The following is a 21,058-nucleotide window of genomic DNA, read 5'->3' as shown; positions in this document are numbered from 1 at the left end:
GTAAATCTTACGTAGTTTTGACTTTAAAAATCCTTATAGGACCTTATAAGATAACGCATGCAAACCGTTGAACGGATTAATCAGCTTTCCCTTACTAAAGAAGAGATGTTGCAAGACTATCGCATTGCGTGCGAGAGTCGGCAGGCCAGTTTAACCGGCCGGAAAGAAGTGTTCATGGGTAAAGCCAAATTCGGGATTTTCGGCGACGGAAAGGAAGTGGCGCAATTGGCCATGGCCCGTTTTTTCCGCCCCGGCGATTTCCGCTCAGGGTACTATAGGGACCAAACGTTCATGTTCGCTATCGGTGAGCTGACCGTTCAGCAATTCTTCGCGCAGCTTTATGCCCATACAGACGTAGAGCAGGAGCCTTCTACCGCGGGTAGGAGCATGACGGGCCACTTCGGCACCCGCCTTTTGGACGACGAAGGCAAATGGAAACCGCAGACTACCTCCAAGAACTCCTCGGCAGACATCTCGCCAACAGGAGCGCAGATGCCTCGCCTTTTAGGATTAGCCTACGCCTCTAAGTTATACAGACAAAACCCTGAACTGCACCAGTTCACCGATTTCTCCCACAACGGAGACGAGATCGCCTTCGGGACTATCGGGAATGCCTCTACTTCTGAGGGGGTTTTCTTTGAGGCCATCAACGCGGCCGGCGTTCTGCAGGTACCCATGCTGGTATCGGTGTGGGATGACGGTTACGGCATCTCGGTGCCTGCCCATTACCAAACAACTAAAAGCAGCATCTCTGAGATTCTGGCCGGCTTCCAGCGCGAGGCCCCAGGAGAGCAGGGATTTGAGATATTCAAGGTGAAAGGCTGGGATTACGCCGCCCTTTGCGAGGTGTACCAGCAAGCCACCCAGGTTTGCCGTGAGCAGCACGTGCCTGTCCTCATCCACGTGGAAGAGGTAACCCAACCACAGGGTCACTCTACCTCAGGCTCGCATGAGCGCTACAAATCCAAGGAGCGCCTGGCCTGGGAAGAGGAATATGACTGTATCAAGCAGATGCGCAACTGGCTTATCACCAGCGGCTACGCCGAACATGCTGAACTGAACCAGATTGAGGCTGAGGCCAAGGAAGCGGTGCGCGTGGCCCGGGCTGCCGCCTGGAGTTCTTTCAACGCTGGCATCCAGGAAGACCATAACCAATGCCTGCATCTGCTGGAGCAGCTTTCAGGCAGTATTTCAGAAAACGCCTCAGATGTAGCTTCCATCCGCGAGGAACTGGCCAAAACCATCAACCCGCTTAGATCTGATGCTATTAAGGCTGCCCGTAAAGCCCTTCGCTTTGTGCGCAAGGAAAGAGGTATTGCCAAGCGAGATCTGGTGAAATGGCTGGAAACTGTGCAGGGAGAGAACGCAGAGCGCTACAATTCTTACCTCTACAGCCAATCAGACGAGTCTGCTTTGCTGGTGGAGGAGATCAAACCTGAATATACCGAGAACAGCCCGATAGTTGACGGTCGGGAGGTACTGCAAGCCTGCTTTGACGCCGCATTGGCCCGTGAGCCCCGCTTGTTCGCCATCGGGGAGGATGTAGGAAAGATCGGGGACGTAAACCAGGCCTTTGCCGGTTTGCAGGACAAATACGGCGAACTGCGGGTGACGGATACCGGTATTCGGGAGTGTACCATCGCTGGACAAGGCATTGGCGCTGCTCTAAGAGGACTTCGCCCCATCACCGAGATCCAATACCTGGATTACCTATTGTATGCCATCCAGATCCTGAGCGATGACGTGGCCAGTCTGCAGTACCGCACCAAAGGCGGTCAGAAAGCCCCTATGATTGTGCGTACCCGCGGCCACCGCCTGGAAGGTGTGTGGCACTCAGGGTCTCCTATGGGTATGATTCTGAACAGTCTGCGCGGCATGCACGTGCTGGTACCCCGTAACATGACCCAGGCCGCTGGTTTCTACAACCTGTTGCTCAAGTCTGATGAGCCGGCGCTGGTAGTTGAGTGCCTGAACGGTTACCGCCTGAAAGAGCGCATTCCTGCGAACATAGGGGAGTTTACCGTGCCGCTGGGTATGCCTGAGGTTCTTAGAAAAGGTACCGATATCACCATTGTGACCTACGGTTCTATGTGCCGGGTAGTAATGGAGGCCGCAGAGCAACTGCAGACGGTGGGCATTTCCGCGGAGGTGATTGATGTGCAGACCTTGCTGCCATTTGACTTGGAGCACCTGATCACCGACTCCATCCGGAAAACCAGCCGCGTTCTGTTCACCGACGAGGACGTATCTGGAGGGGCTACCGGCTTTATGATGCAAAAGGTGATTGATGAGCAGGAGGCCTGGCGCTGGTTGGATTCTAAACCGGCTACGCTGTCGGCGCAGGATCACCGGCCATCATACTCTACAGACGGAGACTACTTCTCCAAGCCAAGCGCCGAGGATGTGTTTGAGCAGGTATACGCCATCATGAACGAAGCAGATCCCGAGAGCTATCCATCCCTTTACTAGCATGGATCTCCTATAAAAGCCAGCGGCCTGCTTCTCAGAAGCAGGCCGCTGGCTTTTATAGGAATGTCTTGTATGGGTCTATTGGGGTTTTGAAAACAGAACCACATCTGAGGTGGTTACGGTAGGGCTTTCATGCAGGGCCCGGTCAAATACCTTTACATCAAACCTGATGGTGTCACCAGGTTGCAATGGACTTAGCCGGCTTTGAAAAATATTAATGCTATAGCGGATATCGCCTTCCAATGGCTCTTCCCGGTCCTCAGTGGAAACTCTGGGAAACCTACCGTTGTAATTGATAGGGCTGCCATTCACCATTACCCGCTCATAATTCCCGTTTACCTTCTTATAGATGTTACAGATCATGTTGTAAAAGTGTTCGCCACCAGGGTTATATGGAGGCTGAATATCTTCGGGGTACAGGGTCTCAGATAATCCTAAGTCTCCGTCGCCGTCCTGAAACCGAACTACCAGAATAAGGGAATCATAGGTGACGTTGCTGGCGTTGCGCAGGGTGCGCTGCTCAATTCCTCTGAAGGTAAGGTTAGGGGTCATATCAAAATCCGGCTTTTCATAGCAGGAGGTTAACCCCAGAGAACCAAGTACAAAGGCCAGGCCTAAGAAGAGTCTATGTCTTTTCATAGTAAAATTATGAGCACCTAAGGTACAAATCCTAACGCGCACTTGCTTACTTTGTTGTATAATTTAGCTTCCTCACCCATGGGTTTTCCCGAAGAATACAAAAAAGAGATCATCCAGAAAGGTCCCCTGAATTTTGAGGCTGCGGCCCTGGCTTTGTTTCAGTACCAGGCCGAGCATAACCCCGTTTACCGGCAGTATATCCATTTTCTCAGGAAAGACCCAAACCAGGTAAAGGACCTGAGCCAGATACCCTTTTTGCCCATTGAGTTCTTCAAAACCCATACCGTACAATCCCACCTTTTCAAGCCCGAGGCCATTTTCAAGAGCAGCGGCACCACGCTCCAGCAGCGAAGCCAGCACCTAGTTTTTGACACCGGGTTTTACAAACAGCATGCCCAGTATCTCTTTGAGGAAACCTACGGACCTTTAACGGGCAGTGTGGTTTTGGCTTTATTACCTTCATACCTGGAGCAGGGAGACTCCTCGCTGGTGATGATGGTAGATCACTTCATCAAAGCTACCCGACAGGTAGAACCAGGCTTCTACCTCCGGAACCACCAGGAACTGCGGGAAGCCATAAAAAAAGCTAAGGCTGAAGGCAAGAAAGTGTACCTATTCGGGGTGACGTATGCGCTGTTGGATTTGGCCGAGGAACCTAACGCCCAAGAACTGAGCGGTATTACCATATTTGAGACCGGAGGCATGAAAGGCCGCCGCCGCGAGATGGTGCGCGACGAGCTGCACGCGGTACTGACCCAGGCTTTCGGGGTGGAGGCTATTCATTCAGAATACGGCATGACGGAGCTCCTGTCGCAGGCTTATTCTACGGGCGCTGGTATTTTCCAGCCATCACGTACCCTCCGGATTCTGGTGCGGGACGTGAATGATCCGCTCTCCGTTTCCTCAAGGGCTGGCTCCGGTGGCGTGAATGTGATAGATCTGGCCAACGTAGATTCCTGCGCCTTCATTGAGACCAAAGACCTGGGAAAACTGTACCCGGACGGGTCATTTGAGATCCTTGGCCGCTTCGATAACTCAGACGTAAGAGGTTGTAATTTGCTTGTAAGCTAGCGCTTTATGGCTGGTTTTCTCGAAATAGCTTTAAAACAGAAACACCTCTCAAAAATGAATTGAGAGGTGTTTCTGTTTTAAAGGAAAGACGGCTTTTTACTTCGCGTAAGCGCGGGCGTCATCCTCGGTGATGGTGTCTTCGCTCATGATCACCAGGCGTTCTACCACGTTGCGGAGCTCGCGCACGTTACCGCGCCAATCCAAACCTTGCAGGTAGGTGAGGGCCTCAGGGGTGATTTTCTTGGGCTTGTTGCCGTAGTCGCGGGCCACGTCCTGCAGGAATTTCTCTACTAGATCAGGGATGTCTTCGCGGCGCTCATTTAGGGGCGGCACGTGGATCAGGATCACGCTCAGACGGTGGTACAAGTCCTCCCTAAAATTCTTGGCTTCAATCTCCTCCAATAGGTTTTTATTGGTGGCCGCCACCACGCGCACATCCACGGTAATATCTTTGTCGCCGCCCACGCGGGTGATCTTGTGTTCTTGCAAAGCCCGCAGTACCTTGGCTTGCGCCGAAAGGCTCATGTCCCCGATCTCATCCAAAAACAAAGTGCCGCCGTTGGCCTGCTCAAACTTCCCGATTCGCTGCTTCACCGCCGAGGTGAACGAGCCTTTCTCGTGCCCGAACAACTCACTTTCAATCAACTCACTGGGAATGGCGGCGCAGTTCACCTCCACTAGCGGTCCGTTGGCGCGGTTGCTCTGTTCGTGCAGGGAGCGGGCCACCAGCTCCTTCCCGGCGCCGTTGGGCCCGGTGATGAGCACGCGGGCATCGGTAGGTGCAACTTTGGCTACCGCCGATTTTACCTTGCCCAGAGCAGGCGAGGTGCCTACCATTTCATAGGTTTTGGAGATTTTCTTCTTAAGGGTTTTGGTCTCGGTCACCAAAGTGGCCTTGTCCAGGGCATTGCGCACCGAAACCAACAGGCGGTTCAGATCCGGGGGTTTCACCAGGAAATCATAGGCGCCTTTCTTTGTGGCCTCCACGGCGGTATCAATGGTGCCATGGGCCGAGATCATGATAAAGGGGGTGTCTGGTACCAGGATTTGGGCCCGCTCCAGGACCTCCATGCCGTCCAGCTTGGGCATCTTGATGTCGCAGAGCACCACGTCATATTTGGATTTCTGCAGCATCTCCAATCCGCGCTCGCCGTCTTCGGCTTCGTCTACGGTGTAGTTTTCGTACTCCAGAATCTCCTTTAAGGTGTAGCGGATGCTACGTTCATCATCTATGATCAGAATTTTGGGCATGGGTTATCTTATTTACTGTGCCAACGGCAAAAGCCTGGGGTTTATTTCCGAGGCTTACGCGGGAATAGACTTCTGGGATATTTTAAGACCGGTTTTCATAAAATGGCGCTAAAACAGAAGCTGAAAATAAAGCTAAAAGTATAAAACTTTGGGCAGTTGGCAAGAAGCAGCCTCAGGTATGATTGGCTAAATCCAACAATCTGGCAATTCTAATCTGCGAAGCGGTCATGCTGCCATATTCGGTGGTCAGGGGACTGCCGCCCATGGGAACGTCATCTCTTCTGAAAGTCATCCCACTTTCCAGGAATTCCCTGGCCGAGGCATGGAATTCAGAGACGCCGGTTTTTTCCAGGAGCGCGGTGAGGTTCTGTTCATTGATTCCGCCTCCGGGCAGCAAAATCAGGTCATCGCCGGCTCTTTGCCGGAGCTCAGCGATAAGTTCAGCCCCCTTAGGTGCTGTGACCTGCTGCCCCGAGGTAAGCAGGCGGTCTACTTGTAAATCCAGCAGATAGTCCAAAGCCCTAAAAGGATCAGGCGTGAGGTCGAAGGCGCGGTGGAAGGTGACGCTCATGGGGCGGCTCAGTTCTATCAGCTCCCGGGTGCGGGCCACATCAATAGTACCATCGGGGAGGAGTATACCTATGACTACGCCATCGGCTCCCAGTTGCTTTGCCACCCGGATGTCCTGCTTCATGACTTCAAACTCCAGGTCTGAATACAGGAAATCGCCCCGGCGCGGCCGGATAAGCACGTGCAACCCAATGGACAGGTGCTGTCGGCAGAGCTGGATCATACCCGCGCTGGGCGTGGTGCCGCCCTCCACTAAGTTGTCGCACAGTTCCACCCGCTGCGCCCCGGCGGCCTGCGCAGTCATAGCAGATTGCACCGAGTCTACGCACACCTCCATCAATATGAATCTACCCATGCAGGTTACAGTTTGAATTTGGCATCCAGGAGTTTGTTTGTGGTGGTGTCGCGCACGGCGTAGTTAAACCCGCGCTGGATACAGTACCCTCCGTACTCGCCCTGCTTGTTGATGGCGATAAAGCCCACCTGCAGGTCCTTCACGTTTTTCTGCTTCTGGATAATGCGTTCTACCGCCAGGCGGCAGGCTTTCTCGGGGGCGTGGCCCTGGCGCATGAGTTCCACCACCAAATGGCTGCCCACCATCCTGATCACGGCCTCGCCCAGACCGGTAGCGGTGGCGGCGCCTATCTCATTGTCCACGAACAAGCCTGCCCCGATGATAGGGGAGTCGCCCACGCGGCCCCGCATTTTGAAGGCAGCGCCGCTGGTGGTACAGGCTCCGGCCATGTCTCCATGCGAGTCTAAAGCCAGCAACCCGATGGTGTCATGGTTCTCTATGTTGATGACCGGCTTGTACTTGGATTCCTTGAGCCAGTTTTTCCAGTCTTTCTCAGACTCTGCCGTGAGCAGGTTTTCTTTCTGAAAACCCTGGGACAAGGCAAACTGAAGGGCGCCATCGCCTACCAGCATCACGTGCGGCGTGTTTTCCATAACCTTGCGGGCCACCGATATAGGGTGTTTGATGTGCTGCAAATAAGCCACCGAGCCGCAGTTACTGTCTTTGTCCATGATGCAGGCATCCAGGGTCACGTTGCCTTCGCGGTCTGGGTAACCGCCGTAGCCCACGGTGCGCACCTTGGGGTCGCCTTCGGGTACGCGCACGCCAGCCTCCACGGCATCCAGGGCATTGCCGCCTTGAGAGAGAATTTTCCAGGCCGCGTCGTTCGCGGGCATGCCGTGGTCCCAGGTGGAGATCACCAGCGGCTTGTTTGTTTTGCCTTGTTTGATAGTGCCGGAAAAAGCCTTGTGGATAGGGTAGAACCCGCTGACCAGGGCGGTGCCCATAGCGGATAACTTTAAGAAACGGCGTCTGCTGCTCATGGAGTAGTTGGAGTATTAGGTGCTTGGAAGAATTTCAAGGGAAAAGTTTACCGGTGTTTAGGGGCTGTTTTTGGAAAAACGGCCCCTAAACGACTGCGGAAAACGGATGGCGGAGAGGAAGAGACCCAGGAGGAAAAAACACATCTTAGTTATAGGGTCAGCTCACCTTCCAGGACAATCTGCGCCTGGCTGCGCACCTCAAGCGTTTTGCCGTCTTTGATGTTCAGGTGCAGATAGCCGCCTCTGGCCGAGAGCTGAAATGCCCGCAGTTGAGTCTTGTGCAATCGGTCTGACCAGTACTTCGCCAGAGCGCTGTGCGCCGAGCCCGTCACCGGATCCTCGTTGATGCCCACCCAGGGCCAGAAACACCGGGAATAAAAATCAAACTCGGGGTCTTCTGACCTGGTGGTCACCGCCAACCCGTTGGCGATGTCTACCACCCTGAGCAGTTGCCCAAAATCAGGCCGAAGCTGGAGCAGGGTTTCCTTGTCGGGCACCTCCAGGATGAGCATCTGGATAGCCTCGGAGAAATAAATCGGGAGGGTGGACGGAAGGCTTAACGCCTCAAAAACCCCCAGCATGTCAGCCTGTGGTGCATAGCCGTACAGCGGAAACTGCATGAGAATGGAATCGGGCTCCTTCAAAGCCTGAAGTACCAGTTGGTGCTGGGTGGTAAATGTCACCTGTTCAAAGCCCAGTTTCTCCAGCACCAGCTTCGCCGAAGCCAGGGTGGCATGTCCGCAGAAGGCTATTTCCACGGTGGGTGTGAAGTACCGGATATCAAAGAACTCAGGCGCATCACGGCGCTGCACCAGGAAAGCAGTCTCAGAGAGGTTCATCTCCGCGGCGATAGCCTGCATGTTTCTTTCCTCCAGCGGCTCGGCCAGGAGGCAAACGCCGGCCGGATTACCTTTGAAGGTCTGGCTTGTGAAAGCGTCTATGATGTAGGTCTTTATTTTCATGGTCCTGCTTCTAAGGTTTGAATCTAATAAAGACTTGCAGGTATAAGAAAGAACCTTCGGAAAAATTTAATCTCAGGCGGTTAAGGTAACGGCTGACAGGCCGGCAATCCCTCCTGGATAATCTGCTTGGGTTACTTTTTCCGGACGATGAAAATCAGGTGGGTGGTAGGGGAGCCGGCAGAGTTCTGGTAGGCTTTCCGGAGCAGATGGACCAGTTCAAAGCCATTGGCCTGAAGCTCCTCGGTGAGGTAATCTGCCTGGTGGTAATAGACAAACATCCGGTCCTGGCCGCTGGAGGAGGTTTCGTAGCCGGATTTCTCATAATCTCCCTCGATGGCGCTGAGGTACAGGATGCCGTTTCCCTCCAGTAGTTGTGCCGCGTCTTTGATGAGTTTGGCGCAGTCTCCCCTGGATAAATAGGGGAGGCAAAAGCCGCAGATGATGCCGGCATAGGCGAACGGCAAGGTATCTATCTCCCGGGCATCCATGACCTTGAAAGTAGCCGATGGGTTGTTCTCCCGGGCCAATTGGATCATGTTGGGCGCGGTGTCAATGGCTTCTAACTGGAAATCAGGACATTTTGATAAAATGTACCGGGTGATATTTCCCGGGCCGCACCCTATTTCCAGAATGCGGGCGTTTGCCTTTGTGATCAATCCGCAGAAAAGATCATAGGTGTCATTGTACAGGTCCAGGTCCATGAATTTGTCCTGGTAAGCAGCGGCCAGTTTGTTCCAGGTCTCTAAGTTCACGCGGTAGCTGTCCATGGTTCCAACCTGTTATATGATTCCAGTTTAAGGCTAGTTTGAAAAAAATGGGCGTAAAACGCACCACGCTATCTAGCATCCTTATTTTACGAACAATCTTTCGTCAAAGGGGAACGGCTCAGAATCTAGCAGCTTGATCTGCGGAAACTCAGGGTGGCGGGGGTTGAACAGGTAGTTATGGTCGCCGTGCACCACCGCTGACGGGACTTTGAGTCCTACGAATTGGGCTTCCCGCACAAAGGCATCCCCGATGAGCTGGGTGGCATTGGGATGCGGGAAGGATTTCCAGTCGGGCGGGAGCTGGGAGACGGGTACCTCGCCCACCGCCAAATCATCCGGGACTGCCAGTGTAATGAGCCAGTAATCTGCGGGGACAATGCCCAAGGGCGTGTGTACGGCAATCTCGGTAGTGCAGAGCGCGCGCGACTCGCAGGTATAGAGCAGGGCGGTGCCTTTGCTGTTCCAGCGCCCGCCCGCCAACTCGGCCCCGCGGCCCGAGAGATCGTTTCTGTAAAGACCTTTGCTCAGCCTGAAAACAATCATGCCAGCACGCCGTGTTCAATGCGCGTGAGCTCGTCTTTGAGCAAACTAATCCCGAAGGTGGTATCCAGCAGGCTTTTGGGGGTGATGCCACCCAGAGCCACGTTCTTCGCTTCTAGCCAGGCATTGAAATTCTCGGGGTTCCCGAACACCTCTATGCCGCGTTTGTAGAGCAAGGTCACCTCCAGGATTTTCTCGGAGTGGATGGGATCGAAGGTTTTCTTTTCCTTTTTGTACCGCTGGATGGTGCGCTCAGACAAGTGCAGAAACACCGACCACTCACTCAGGTTGAACGGACTCTGGCTCGCAATCTTCACGAACAGCGGGTACTTGATGCCCTGGCGCACCGTCTGCACCAGCATCAGGATGTCGCGGTCATCTACCGAGGTGTTGGAAAGGTTGGTTTCAAGGTTGAGGGTTGCTGCGGCCATGGTCATACGCGTTTAATCAAAGGTAACAATTGTCATTTAATAAACGACACTTGTCGGAGAATAGTTTACACGTTCATCTTCTGTTTATAAAGGAGCAGAATAGCTAGCAGGAGCAGGACTTAAAAATCAGGTGCTTCATAGAGCTGAACAGAAGCTAAGAAGCCAGGTGCGTTTTAGGCCTGATTTTCAAAAAATGGCCAAAAAACAGGAAACTAGAGGTTTTGGAGCGACAATCCTTGGTTAGAAACGTCCTTTAGTTGCAGCTTCCGTTTAAAGTGGCTATCCTTATCCCTTGCTTTTACCCACCCTTACATGATCCGAAAGAAACCCCTCTACAAAAGCCTCTATTTACAGGTTATCAGCGCTATAATTATTGGAATTGCCCTGGGGCATTTTATGCCGGATCTGGCGGTGCAGCTGAAACCGCTGGGCGATGCTTTTATCAAGCTGGTGAAAATGATGATCGGGCCGGTGGTGTTCTGCACCATTGTCACGGGCATTGCCGGCATGCAGGACATGAAACAGGTGGGAAGGGTAGGCGTGAAGGCGCTCCTGTACTTTGAGGTGCTCACCACGGTGGCGTTGCTGTTGGGGCTGTTGGTGGTGAATGTGCTGCAGCCGGGCACCGGCATGCACGTAGACGCCGCCACCCTGGATACCGAGGCGCTTTCTGCCATGACCAGTGCCGGCGAGAAGGCGGAGACCACCGGCGCCGTAGGTTTTCTGCTGCACCTAATCCCCAACAACATCATAGACGCCTTAGCCAAAGGCGATTTGCTGCAGATCCTGTTTTTCTCGGTGCTGTTTGGGTTTGGCTTGTCCGAGGTGGGGGAGCGGGGCCGGCCGGTGTACAACGGGATTCAGTCGCTGGCCTCGGCGCTGTTCGTCGTCATCCACATCATTATGAAAGTGGCGCCTTTGGGTGCGTTGGGGGCTATGGCGTACACCATTGGCAAATATGGATTGGCTTCCCTGGGCGCTTTGGGGCAGCTGATGGGCTCTTTCTACCTCACCTGCGTGCTCTTTATTGTCATTGTCCTGGGCGCGGTGATGAAGGCGATAGGCTTCAATATCTTCAAACTGCTCCGTTTTATAAGAGAAGAGCTTCTGATTGTGCTGGGCACCTCCTCTTCAGAGGCGGCTTTGCCGAGCCTTATAGAGAAGCTGGAGCGCCTGGGCTGCGCCAAACCGGTGGTGGGGCTGGTGGTGCCCACCGGCTATTCCTTCAATCTGGACGGGACTTCCATCTACCTAACCATGGCCGCTGTGTTCGTGGCGCAGGCCACCGATACGCCCATGGGCTTCAGCGAGCAACTTACCTTGCTGTTGGTGCTGCTGCTCACATCCAAAGGAGCGGCCGGGGTCACGGGCAGCGGATTTATCACGCTGGCGGCTACTTTACCGGCGGTAGGGCATGTGCCGGTGGCCGGGCTGGCGCTCATCCTGGGCATTGACCGGTTCATGAGCGAGGCGCGCGCGCTTACCAACCTCATCGGCAATGCCGTGGCTACCATCTTCGTGGCTAGATGGGAAAAGGAGATAGACGTGATACAGGCCAAAAAGCTGATCGGGTAAAATGTTTCGGGGCTGTTTCCTTAAAAACAGCCCCGAAACGCTAAACCTCCTCGGGGTGGTAGATGATCTTGTCGCGGTGCTTCATGCCCCAGTCGCGCAGTTCGTTGATGACGGGGGTAAGGCTGTGGCCGTATTCGGTGATGGAGTATTCCACGGTTACTGGCGAGGTGTCATGCACGGTGCGTTTCACCAGTTTGTTCATCTCCAGCTCTTTCAGTTCTTTGGAGAGCATCTTGGCGGTGATACCCTGCACATCGCGGTGCAGTTCTTTGAAGCGTCTTTTGTGCACGCAGAGGGCCACAATAATCGGAATCTTCCATTTCCCGCTTAAAATATCCAACGCATCTCTGATGGGCAGGATGTGGGTGATGCACAGATTGCGATCTTGCTTGATGACGGGTTTTTCGATAACTGCTTCCATATGAGTATGATTTCTACGGGTATACTAGTATACAAACGTAAACCAGTATCTATTTGAAACCAAATGTACGTAAATTTGTTTATACAACTATCGTAGAGACAATTATTTTAACAAACTCCATAAAAATGAACTTACTTCAGGACCTCAACTGGCGCTATGCCACCAAACGGATGACGGGCGAGAAAATTCCCCAGGAGAAATTAGATAACATTCTGGAAGCCATCCGGCTTTCTGCTTCTTCCATGGGCTTCCAGCCTTACAACGTGGTGGTGATTGAAGACCCAGAGGTTTTAAAACAGATCCACGCCGAGGCGGCCAAACAGCCGCAGGTAATTGAAGGCTCGCACTTACTGGTGTTTGCCGCCTGGGATAACCTAACGGAAGAGCAGGTGACCGAATACATGGAAAGAATTGCCGCCGAAAGAGGCGTAAGCCTTGAGTCACTGGCTGGTTTTGCCCAAAGCCTTACCGGAGTAATTACAAGCAGAACCGCTGAGGAGAACTTCCAGTGGGCGGCCAAACAGGCGTACATCGCCCTGGGAACCGGACTGGTAGCCGCCTCCCACGAGAAAGTAGACTCCACCCCGATGGAAGGATTCAACCCGGCTGCCCTGGATGAACTGCTGGGCCTGCGCGAGAAAGGCCTGCGTAGCGTAGCCTTACTTGCCTTAGGCTACCGCGATGCCGAGAAAGATTTTCTGGCCTCGGCGAAGAAAGTGCGCCGCCCCGCAGATGAATTTTTTGTGAAAGTAGCGTAACCAATCTTCTCGTAAAGAGAATAACCTATAGAACCCGCTGCCTGGCCAGTTTACCGGACACAGCGGGTTTCTTTTTACCGCGTATTTACCTTTCTATTATTAAAACGATGAAAAAACGCACCTTAGGAAAATCAGGGCTGGAAGTGGCCCCGCTGGCCTTCGGCGGTAACGTCTTCGGCTGGACCATTGACGAGAAAACGTCTTTCCAACTGCTGGATGCCTTCACCGATTCCGGTTTCAACCTCCTGGACACTGCCGATGGCTACTCGGTCTGGGTTCCCGGCAACACCGGCGGCGAGTCTGAGACCATCATCGGGAACTGGCTCAAGTCCCGCGGCAACCGCGACAAAGTGGTCATCGCCACCAAAGTAGGCTGGGAGATTGCCCCGGACAAAAAAGGCCTCAAAAAAGAGTACATCTTTGAGCGGGTAGAAGAGTCCCTGCGCCGCCTCCAAACCGATTACATAGATTTGTACCAGTCGCACGTAGACGATGCCAGCACCCCGTTTGAGGAAACCCTGGAAGCCTATGACCGACTTATCAAAACCGGTAAGATTCGGGCCATCGGGGCCTCCAACATCAAAGCCGACCGTTTGAAGGCCGCCCTGGAAACGAGCAAGCAGCACAACCTGCCCATCTACCAGAGTCTTCAACCAGAGTACAACCTCTACAGCCGCCAGGAGTTTGAAGCCGAGTTGGAGCCCTTAGTACTGCAGGAGGAAATTGGGGTGATCTGCTACTATGCCCTGGCCAGCGGGTTCCTCACCGGCAAGTACCGTTCCGAGGATGACCTGAACAAAAGCCCCCGCGGAGGCGGCGTGAAGCGGTTCCTCAACGATCGGGGCTTCAGCATCCTTTCCGCCCTGGATGAAGTAGCTGCCAGACACAACGCCAACCCGGCACAAGTGTCCCTCGCCTGGCTCATGGCCCGCCCCAGCATCACCGCGCCCATCGCCAGCGCTACCAGCCTGGAGCAATTGCATGATTTAACCAGAGCCGCACAGATCACTTTAAGTCAAGAAGATATCGCTTTACTGGATAAGGCCAGCGCTTATTGATCTGGCCATTAATGCTAAATGATTATTCTTAAAGAGCCGCTTCCTGTTTTAAGGCCGTTTTCTTAAAAACGGCCTTAAAACAGGAAGCGGCTCTTTCATGGAAAGGGCTAACAAACCTGGAAACATGCTTGTAACAAGAGCACCTCCGCCCCTCAGAGGAGGGGGTTCCGGTATCTCCTCGCTGGCGCGAGCCTCCGGCTCGTGTCCCCACGCATTGTAGATAGTAGTTAATCATTCATCCATTCGGTAATCAGCAAAAGAAGCACGAGACGGAGGCTCGCGCCAGTTAGAGGTGGGTAGGGATTGCCTCAAGACCAAGCAGCGTCCGGAGGTCCTGCGAATGTCTATGCCAATGCCAGATGTAAGGCAGGAGCATCTCTTGTAGGGCCCCTACAGGGAACCACCATTTTTTGCGGAGGAAATGTGGGAGACAAGGCGGGCCTGGTCTCTACAGGTATTAAACCGAAAGGAAACGCTAAAACCCCCAGGTATATTCTTCCGCCTTCGGCATGGTCAAAAAGGGAATTGTCCGTGAAAAAGATGATTTGGGTTCCAGGAAAGCATACCACCTCACTTTAAATGTAGGCAAAACCTGTTCTAGGCACATTTTTCCAAAAACGGCCCCCAAACAGCCTACAGCCTCAATCCAAAAATGTCTGCCTCGGGATAAACAAATCGTCCAGGTTCACCAGGGCGTGCAGAATAGGGTGCAGTTCATCGCGCTGCAGTTGGAACATGTCCCGGATGCTCAGGAACTTCACTTCTTCCAGCAACTGGGCATGTGCCTCATGCTCCGGGTCAGTGCCCAACGCCAAAGTGCCGCTGACTAATCTTACCTCAAAGAAAAGCTCTATAGCGTGGAGCGGAGGCCGCAAAAACTCATTCAGGTAGAGAAAGCGGCCTACCTCCACCTCTAGCCCGGTTTCTTCCAGAAACTCCCTTCGGAGGCAATCTTTCACCTTTTCCCCAAAATCAAGCCCGCCGCCGGGGGGCATCCAGTAATTGCCTTCTCCGAAGGCGGCTTTGTGACGTGCTAAAAGTAAGGTGTCTTCCTGGACCAGAAGTCCGCATACTCTGATTCTGGCTTTAGACGAGTAAGTTTCCGCAAGCGGATGAATGTTCTCCATAGGTTGTAGGGCAGGCCACCAGGCAGTACTTTTGCTTGATGTTAAAGACGTTCAATCCTGATTTCTCAAATACGGTAAAAGAAAAACTTCAGCGGCAATTTTACATGCATTTGCTGGGTTTTGAAATAGAAACCATAGAAATAGGTCTAATTGAAGGCACCCTGACCTTGGAGGAAAAGCACAAACAGCACAAAGGTTTCGCTCACGGCGGCGTCATTGCCACGCTGGCGGATGTGGTGATGGGTTTTGCAGCCGTGACCTTGGTGCCCGCAGACCAGCACGTGGTTACCTCTAACTTGAACATTTCTTACCTGAACCCCGGCGTGGGAGAGGCGCTTTTTGCCAAGGGTTGGGTCTTAAAACAGGGCAGAAGGTTGAACTTTTGTGAGGCAGAAATCTTTAGTATAGATGGCAGTGGCCAGAAAAACCTGGTCGCGAAAGCCTCGGCAACCATGGCTATCTTACAGCCCAAGGCCGCAACCCTCCAGAATTAGACATGACTCCCGCAGAAGCGCTCCGCAAAAATTTCCCGTTTGAACCCACTCAGGATCAGGCCAACCTTTTCCAGAAGCTGGACCATTTCATCATGCGTCGCACCGGCCTCAAAGAAGTGTTCCTGCTGAAGGGTTTCGCGGGTACCGGTAAAACCACGGTGGTGAGTTCTTTGGTCAAGATCCTCAACAGTTTCGGGTACAAGTATGTGCTGCTGGCGCCAACGGGCCGCGCCGCCAAGGTTATGTCCACCTATTCGGCGAAGCCGGCGTCTACCATCCACAAGAAGATCTACAAACAGACGGCCAACCCGTACTCAGAGGGACTGGCTTTTTCGCGCCAGCCCAACAAGAGCGAGCAGGTCATCTACATCGTGGATGAGGCCTCCATGATCTCAGACGACAAAGCGTTCGGAGACAACGGGCTGTTACAGGACCTGATGGGCTACGTGTTTGAGAAACCCAGCAACAAACTGCTGCTCATCGGCGATACGGCCCAGTTGCCGCCTGTGAACCAGACGTTGAGCCCGTCGCTGGATGCGGCGTACCTGCAGAGCAATTTCAAGTGCCACGTGCACGAGATGGAGATGCGTCAGGTCATGCGCCAAGCCGAGGAATCCGGGATTTTGATGAACGCCACGCGGTTGCGGAATGAGTTGGTTAAGGAGCAACCCGAACTTGCTTTCAAGACCAAAGGTTTTCGGGACATTTTCTCCATGCGCGGCGATAAACTGGAAGACGGCCTACGTTACGCTTACGATAAATTCGGGATTGAAAACACCACGGTGATCTGTAGGTCCAATAAAACTGCAAACCTGTACAACCAGCACATCAGGCGGCAGATTTTCTTTGCCGAGGACGAGATTGGCGTGGGCGATTACCTCATGATCGTGCGCAACAATTACACCTGGCTGCCCAAAGACTCCAGCATCGGGTTCATGGCCAACGGTGATTTCGTGGAGATTACCAAGATCATCCGCTACGAGGAAATGTACGGCATGCGCTTCGCGGATGTAAGAATCCGGTTTGTGGATTATCCCAACGAGGAGGAACTGGACACCAAGATCATGCTGGACACCCTGTACTCCGAGGCGCCGGCCTTGCCCGCCGACAAAAACAAAGAACTCTACCAGCAGGTATTGGAAGATTACCAGCACATCACCAGTAAACGCGCCCGCGCCCAGGAAATGCGCCAGGACAAGTACCTGAACGCCCTTCAGGTGAAGTTTGCCTACGCGCTTACCTGCCATAAAGCCCAGGGCGGGCAGTGGCAGGCGGTGTTCGTGGACCACGGGTTCCTGAAAGAGGATCTGGTGACCCAGGAGTTCGCGCGTTGGCTGTACACTGCCGCCACCCGGGCCTCTGAGCAGCTGTTCCTGGTGAATTTCAATGAGAAACTGCTGGAGAATGCGCCAGAACGTGTAGAAGATTGATTACTTTAGCAGTAATAACCTGCTATTACTTAACAGCAAAAGATATGAAAAAACTCTTTATAGGCGCTTTGTTCCTGCTTTTTGGGAGCGGCGCGGCCCTGGCCCAGACTCACTCAACCACCCAGGCCGCTACGGCTCCGGTAACACCTATCGCTACGCCGGCCCCGGCACCCGTAGGTCCTTCCATCCTTTTTGAGGAGCAGAAGTTCGATTTCGGGGAGATCAAAGCAGGGGATGTAGTAGAGCACACCTTCAAGTTCACGAACAACGGCACCTTGCCTTTGGTCATTTCCAATGTGCGCACTACCTGCGGCTGCACCGCCACCGATTACCCCAAAACTCCAGTAATGCCCGGCGAGACCGCATCCATTACAGCCAAGTTCAACAGCGCCGGTAAACGCGGTCAGCAGAACAAGGTTATTACTGTGGAGTCAAATGCCGTGCAAGGCAACGCCCAGGTCATGATTGTGACTACCATTGCGGCAGCTACTGCAAACTAAGTTTTTAGCCTAATTTTCTGAAAAGGCATAAAAAACGCCTCTCTTGCTCAAGCAGGAGAGGCGTTTTCAATTAAGAGTTACATGGTTAAAGGTTCTTCACCAAAGCCCACACCAGGTTCAGCCAGCCAGCAATGAGAAACAAACCTCCTATAGGAGTGATGACGCCCATCCATCTAATACCCGTGAGGCAAAGGATGTACAAAGAGCCGGAGAAAATAAGAATACCTATGAGGAAGCAAATACCTGACACTCCCATGCCGGTTGCCGCCGGATACTGGCTCATGAGCACGCCCACCAGCAATAGGCCTAGGGCATGGTACATCTGGTATTTCACGGCAGTCTCAAAAGTTTCGGTGCGGCCGGTCTCAGTGAGCAATTTGGCCAGTCCATGTGCCCCGAAGGCGCCAATCATTACGCCCAGTCCGCTCAGCAGGGCGCCCAGGATCAATATCGTTTTAATGGTCATGCTAATGTTTTTCGGTTGAAATACTTTTCCAGAAGCACCGCTTGTAAAGCAGCTAGGGCGAAGCAAACAAATATACCAAACCCTGCTAAAAACATACTTTCACTTAGTGAAACAGACTTATTGTTGTTTAATAAAGTGAAAAATAAATAGCCTGGAAGCAAATAGGATAGAGTAGCTACAATACCTATCCTTAAAAGGTGGTCATATGTGATTGCCTGTAAATAATTAAAATACCTATTAATAAAAACTGCCACTGGGGTAGTCAATACAAATAGAAGGATATAGGTTAATACCGGATAATGGTTGTGGATGGATATCTGATATACTTCCTCCAGCAAAAGGGAGAGTTGTATGTGGAATATAACTGTCAGTCCCAGAATCAGGCCTATAGTGGCACAGATGGAGTACTTAAAATAAACGGTGAAAGCCATTGTAATATCAGGTACTGATTATTGTAACTGATAATTCCGGTTGCCGAAGATGGCGCTGCCCACTCTGATCATGGTGCTGCCCTCGGCAATGGCCAGTTGGTAATCTGAGCTCATGCCCATTGAAATCTCTTTAAAATGCGGCGCATTAGGGAAGAACTCGTCTCTTAAAGCCTCAAAGTAGCCCCGTAAACGCGCAAATTCCCTTTGCAGGTGCTGCTCATCATTGGTGTTGGTGGCTACGCCCATGACGCCGCAGATACGCACGTTCTTTAATTGGCTGTATTCCGTAGACCTCAGGATCTGCCGGGCTTCCTTCAGGTCCAACCCGAATTTGGTTTCCTCCTCCGCGATATAGAACTGCAAAAGGCAATCAATGACCCGGTTATGTTTTTGGCCTTGTTTTTCAATTTCCTGCAGTAAACGCAAACTGTCTACCGACTGGATGAGGTGCACAAACGAGGCGATGTACTTCACTTTATTTGTCTGCAGGTGCCCGATCATGTGCCACTCCACATCAGGCGGAAGAAGGGGCTGTTTGGCCGTCATCTCCTGGGCTTTGTTCTCCCCGAAGGCTCGCTGCCCGCCGTCATATGCCTCCCTGATCAACTCCACCGGGTGGGTTTTAGACACGGCAATAAGACGGCAGTTGGTCCCGCCCAACCGCTGCTGGAAATCTTGTATGTTTTCTTCAATTGTCCTCATCAATCTTCTAACGCATTGGTGAAAAAGGTGTTTTTGAGCAGAAGCCACAGCAACAGCAGCACAATGGCCCAGCGCAGGTAAATCTGGTAATAGTCCCGGGTGTCGCGGTAACGGGTTTCTTTGATCTCGGTTTTCTCCAGGCGGTTGATGCGCTGGAAGATCTCGGTGAGGGCCCCGGCGTCCTGCGCCCGGAAGAACTGGCCTTCAGCCAAAGAAGCAAGTTGCCGAAGCGTCTTCTCCTCCAGACCGGTCTGGATGGTCACCATTTTGCCGGTAGAATCAGCCTCCATCTGCACGGTTCCTTCCCGGCCAATGCCCACCGTGTACAGCTTCAGCTGGAAGGCGTGCGCCAACTGCGCGGCTAGTTCCGGGTCCAGGCTTCCGGCGGTGTTTTCCCCGTCGCTGATGAGGATGCAGACTTTGGATTTGGCTTTGGACTCCCGCAGACGGTTGATGGCCACGGCCAGGGCGCTACCAATGGCGGTACCGTCCTCAGAGACCATGCCCAGTTTGATGCTCCGGATGCTTTCCCGTACCAGTTCGTAGTCGGTGGTGAGGGGGGCGAGGGAGAAGGCGCGGCCCGCGAAGACAACCAGGCCGATTCTATCCTGCACTCGGCCGTTCACAAACTGCAGCGCAACTTCCTTGGCTGCTTCCAGGCGGTTGGGTAGAAAATCGGTCAGTTCCATGGAGCCTGAGACGTCCATGACCAGCACAATGTCAATTCCCTCAGAGGAGAGTTCCACGGTTTCATCGGTTTTCTGGGGCCGGGCCAGGGCCACCAAGACCAGCATCAGAAACAAACCGAACACCACATCGGGGAAGTAGCGCAGGAGACCGGTCCAGTGCCATTTTACGTTGCCCTCAAACAAAGCCACGTCCATTTTCCGGCGGAACCGCACCGTGAAAAGCCAGCGCAGGAGAAACAGTAGCGGCACCAGCAGGAGCGCGTACAAATAGCCCGGGTTGGCCCAGTCAAAAGACTGCCAGGTGCGCCAGGAGAACCAGTTCAGGTTGAGCCAGGAAAAATCAGCGGGAGCTTGCCACATTGCGCAGGGAGTCTCTGATTAAAACATACCGGTGGCCGGCAAAATCGGCTAGCTGGCTTAAAGAGTCGGCCACCTCGGTTTCATCATCCGAGATGATGTTGCCGTAGATGGCGCGGTCGCAGACCTTGAGGGCGTTGCTCACCCGTTCGTCTTCTTCGTAATAAGAAGCAATTTCCTTCGTGGTAAAGGAGTTAATCTCCGTGTCTTCCAACTTGGTTAAGTAATTCTTCCACAAAGTGATAGCTCTTTCCAGTTGATCCAGAGTTTTACCTCTCTGGAAACGCTCTTTGGAAGTCTGGAAACGGGACAAGAACTGGTGCTGGTCTTTCTGGAGCACGTACAGTTTGTATCGGTTGTTGATGCTTTTGCCAAACAGAACCCATACGCCGCCAATCAGAATAGAGCCCGCCACAAGACCCATGATCCAGTACACGTAGTTGAACTGCTCGGGTACGGGTTGCAATTGCGTGGCAGATTTCAGGGGCAAAGGATCAGGGACGGAAGTGACGTACTGTTTGACGAATACTGAGTCTGGCGAAGTGACAATTTGCAGGGTGTCGCCGCTATGGAATAACTGGGCCGTAACCTGCAGCGATTGCACCGGCTTCAGGCTGAAGGTGCGCAAAACGTAAATAGTACTGTCTGTGCTGATGCCCTTGGCGGTATAGGTGGGGTGGAATTCCTTGCGGACCAGTTCAAAAGGCGCAAAGGAGAAAGAGGTATCCGGGAAAACAACCTCGGCCTGCGGGGCGTGCCTGGAGCGCAGCACATATTTCACCGACTGGCCAATTTCCACGGAGTCGCGCAGGAAAAAGCCTTCTACCTTTATTTTTGGTAGCTGAGCCCAGGTAAAGAATGGAAACAGGCAGAGCAAAAGCCAACCTGTCTTTTTAAGTAATTGCGACAATGTCTGTTTTTATAGGTTCACCGCCTGACACAAGGCCAGCCTTTTGCCCGTTTTATATTTGTTGTTTGTTTTCAGCCTGACAGCGAAGCCTGTTTTTGGGTC

22 protein-coding genes are annotated in these 21,058 nt (G+C 53.0%); 8 read left to right on the top strand and 14 right to left on the bottom strand.

Annotated elements, in window-relative coordinates; translation table 11 throughout:
* The first annotated feature begins 57 nt into the window (after positions 1–57).
* Positions 58–2,469 (top strand): alpha-ketoacid dehydrogenase subunit alpha/beta, encoded by a 2,412-nt coding sequence (locus J3P34_RS13085; protein ID WP_210489115.1) that lies wholly within the window; start codon positions 58–60, stop codon positions 2,467–2,469.
* A 78-nt stretch (positions 2,470–2,547) separates the two neighbouring features.
* Here J3P34_RS13085 and J3P34_RS13080 read toward each other — a convergent pair whose 3' ends face one another.
* On the bottom strand, positions 2,548–3,108 hold the full coding sequence (locus tag J3P34_RS13080) for a hypothetical protein (protein ID WP_210489114.1): 561 nt from the start codon (positions 3,106–3,108) through the stop codon (positions 2,548–2,550).
* A gap of 78 nt (positions 3,109–3,186) precedes the next feature.
* On the opposite strand from J3P34_RS13080, the gene J3P34_RS13075 reads away from it, so the two are divergent.
* Positions 3,187–4,179 carry an acyl-CoA synthetase family protein gene (locus J3P34_RS13075; RefSeq protein ID WP_210489113.1) on the top strand — a complete coding sequence of 331 codons (993 nt, stop codon included), beginning with the start codon at positions 3,187–3,189 and terminating at the stop codon, positions 4,177–4,179.
* Positions 4,180–4,275: 96 nt separating this feature from the next.
* Here J3P34_RS13075 and J3P34_RS13070 read toward each other — a convergent pair whose 3' ends face one another.
* The 7 genes from J3P34_RS13070 to parS form a co-directional block, all read right to left on the bottom strand.
* A complete protein-coding gene (locus J3P34_RS13070) occupies positions 4,276–5,430 on the bottom strand; it encodes a sigma-54-dependent transcriptional regulator (protein WP_210489112.1) in 1,155 nt (384 codons plus the stop codon).
* 172 nt (positions 5,431–5,602) lie between these two features.
* The gene (locus J3P34_RS13065) at positions 5,603–6,355 is read right to left on the bottom strand and encodes a copper homeostasis protein CutC (protein WP_210489111.1); all 753 of its coding nucleotides are present in this window, start codon (positions 6,353–6,355) and stop codon (positions 5,603–5,605) included.
* A 5-nt stretch (positions 6,356–6,360) separates the two neighbouring features.
* Positions 6,361–7,338, bottom strand: coding sequence for a glycosylasparaginase (locus J3P34_RS13060; protein ID WP_210489110.1), 978 nt, complete (start codon positions 7,336–7,338; stop codon positions 6,361–6,363).
* A 149-nt stretch (positions 7,339–7,487) separates the two neighbouring features.
* Positions 7,488–8,300, bottom strand: coding sequence for a PhzF family phenazine biosynthesis protein (locus tag J3P34_RS13055; protein ID WP_210489109.1), 813 nt, complete (start codon positions 8,298–8,300; stop codon positions 7,488–7,490).
* 131 nt (positions 8,301–8,431) lie between these two features.
* Positions 8,432–9,067: a class I SAM-dependent methyltransferase gene (locus J3P34_RS13050; protein ID WP_210489108.1), complete on the bottom strand. Its 636-nt coding sequence runs from the start codon at positions 9,065–9,067 to the stop codon at positions 8,432–8,434.
* 81 nt (positions 9,068–9,148) lie between these two features.
* Positions 9,149–9,610 (bottom strand): RES family NAD+ phosphorylase, encoded by a 462-nt coding sequence (locus tag J3P34_RS13045; protein WP_210489107.1) that lies wholly within the window; start codon positions 9,608–9,610, stop codon positions 9,149–9,151.
* Positions 9,607–10,038: a type II RES/Xre toxin-antitoxin system antitoxin gene (parS, locus tag J3P34_RS13040; RefSeq protein ID WP_210465087.1), complete on the bottom strand. Its 432-nt coding sequence runs from the start codon at positions 10,036–10,038 to the stop codon at positions 9,607–9,609. The genes J3P34_RS13045 and parS overlap by 4 nt, the downstream gene beginning before the upstream one ends.
* A gap of 312 nt (positions 10,039–10,350) precedes the next feature.
* On the opposite strand from parS, the gene J3P34_RS13035 reads away from it, so the two are divergent.
* Entirely contained in the window at positions 10,351–11,613 is a 1,263-nt protein-coding gene (locus J3P34_RS13035) for a dicarboxylate/amino acid:cation symporter (protein ID WP_210489106.1), read from the top strand.
* A 40-nt stretch (positions 11,614–11,653) separates the two neighbouring features.
* Here J3P34_RS13035 and J3P34_RS13030 read toward each other — a convergent pair whose 3' ends face one another.
* Positions 11,654–12,034 carry a winged helix-turn-helix transcriptional regulator gene (locus J3P34_RS13030; protein WP_210465085.1) on the bottom strand — a complete coding sequence of 127 codons (381 nt, stop codon included), beginning with the start codon at positions 12,032–12,034 and terminating at the stop codon, positions 11,654–11,656.
* A gap of 125 nt (positions 12,035–12,159) precedes the next feature.
* On the opposite strand from J3P34_RS13030, the gene J3P34_RS13025 reads away from it, so the two are divergent.
* On the top strand, positions 12,160–12,792 hold the full coding sequence (locus J3P34_RS13025) for an NAD(P)H-dependent oxidoreductase (protein ID WP_210489105.1): 633 nt from the start codon (positions 12,160–12,162) through the stop codon (positions 12,790–12,792).
* A 107-nt stretch (positions 12,793–12,899) separates the two neighbouring features.
* Entirely contained in the window at positions 12,900–13,850 is a 951-nt protein-coding gene (locus tag J3P34_RS13020) for an aldo/keto reductase (protein WP_210489104.1), read from the top strand.
* A 641-nt stretch (positions 13,851–14,491) separates the two neighbouring features.
* On the opposite strand, the gene J3P34_RS13015 is transcribed toward J3P34_RS13020, so the two are convergent.
* Positions 14,492–14,977 carry an NUDIX domain-containing protein gene (locus tag J3P34_RS13015; protein WP_210489103.1) on the bottom strand — a complete coding sequence of 162 codons (486 nt, stop codon included), beginning with the start codon at positions 14,975–14,977 and terminating at the stop codon, positions 14,492–14,494.
* 104 nt (positions 14,978–15,081) lie between these two features.
* Between J3P34_RS13015 and J3P34_RS13010 the strand changes: the two genes are divergently transcribed.
* From J3P34_RS13010 to J3P34_RS13000, 3 genes are read left to right on the top strand one after another with little or no spacing between them, the layout of a single operon-like run.
* Positions 15,082–15,471, top strand: a complete 390-nt coding sequence (locus J3P34_RS13010; protein ID WP_345890365.1) for a PaaI family thioesterase — start codon at positions 15,082–15,084, stop codon at positions 15,469–15,471.
* A 2-nt stretch (positions 15,472–15,473) separates the two neighbouring features.
* Positions 15,474–16,901, top strand: coding sequence for an ATP-dependent DNA helicase (locus tag J3P34_RS13005; RefSeq protein ID WP_210489100.1), 1,428 nt, complete (start codon positions 15,474–15,476; stop codon positions 16,899–16,901).
* Positions 16,902–16,945: 44 nt separating this feature from the next.
* The gene (locus J3P34_RS13000) at positions 16,946–17,401 is read left to right on the top strand and encodes a DUF1573 domain-containing protein (protein ID WP_210489099.1); all 456 of its coding nucleotides are present in this window, start codon (positions 16,946–16,948) and stop codon (positions 17,399–17,401) included.
* Between the two features lie 85 nt (positions 17,402–17,486).
* Here the strand turns inward: J3P34_RS13000 and J3P34_RS12995 are convergent, their stop codons facing one another.
* The 4 genes from J3P34_RS12995 to J3P34_RS12980 all read right to left on the bottom strand — a co-directional run bounded on the left by J3P34_RS12995 (position 17,487) and on the right by J3P34_RS12980 (position 20,956).
* Positions 17,487–17,867: a DUF423 domain-containing protein gene (locus tag J3P34_RS12995; RefSeq protein WP_210489098.1), complete on the bottom strand. Its 381-nt coding sequence runs from the start codon at positions 17,865–17,867 to the stop codon at positions 17,487–17,489.
* Positions 17,868–18,316: 449 nt separating this feature from the next.
* Complete coding sequence (locus tag J3P34_RS12990; RefSeq protein WP_210489097.1) at positions 18,317–19,000, bottom strand: YggS family pyridoxal phosphate-dependent enzyme; 684 nt, start codon at positions 18,998–19,000, stop codon at positions 18,317–18,319.
* Positions 19,000–20,049 (bottom strand): VWA domain-containing protein, encoded by a 1,050-nt coding sequence (locus J3P34_RS12985; RefSeq protein WP_210489096.1) that lies wholly within the window; start codon positions 20,047–20,049, stop codon positions 19,000–19,002. Before J3P34_RS12985 ends, J3P34_RS12990 begins: the two co-directional genes overlap by 1 nt.
* The gene (locus J3P34_RS12980) at positions 20,030–20,956 is read right to left on the bottom strand and encodes a hypothetical protein (protein ID WP_210465075.1); all 927 of its coding nucleotides are present in this window, start codon (positions 20,954–20,956) and stop codon (positions 20,030–20,032) included. The genes J3P34_RS12985 and J3P34_RS12980 overlap by 20 nt, the downstream gene beginning before the upstream one ends.
* Between the last annotated feature and the right edge of the window lie 102 nt (positions 20,957–21,058).

It is taken from the genome of Rufibacter aurantiacus (genome assembly GCF_017916345.1).
GTDB lineage: Bacteria > Bacteroidota > Bacteroidia > Cytophagales > Hymenobacteraceae > Nibribacter > Nibribacter roseolus.
The sequence above is the reverse complement of the archived record's forward strand: the minus strand, read 5'-3'. Positions and strand labels throughout refer to the sequence as shown.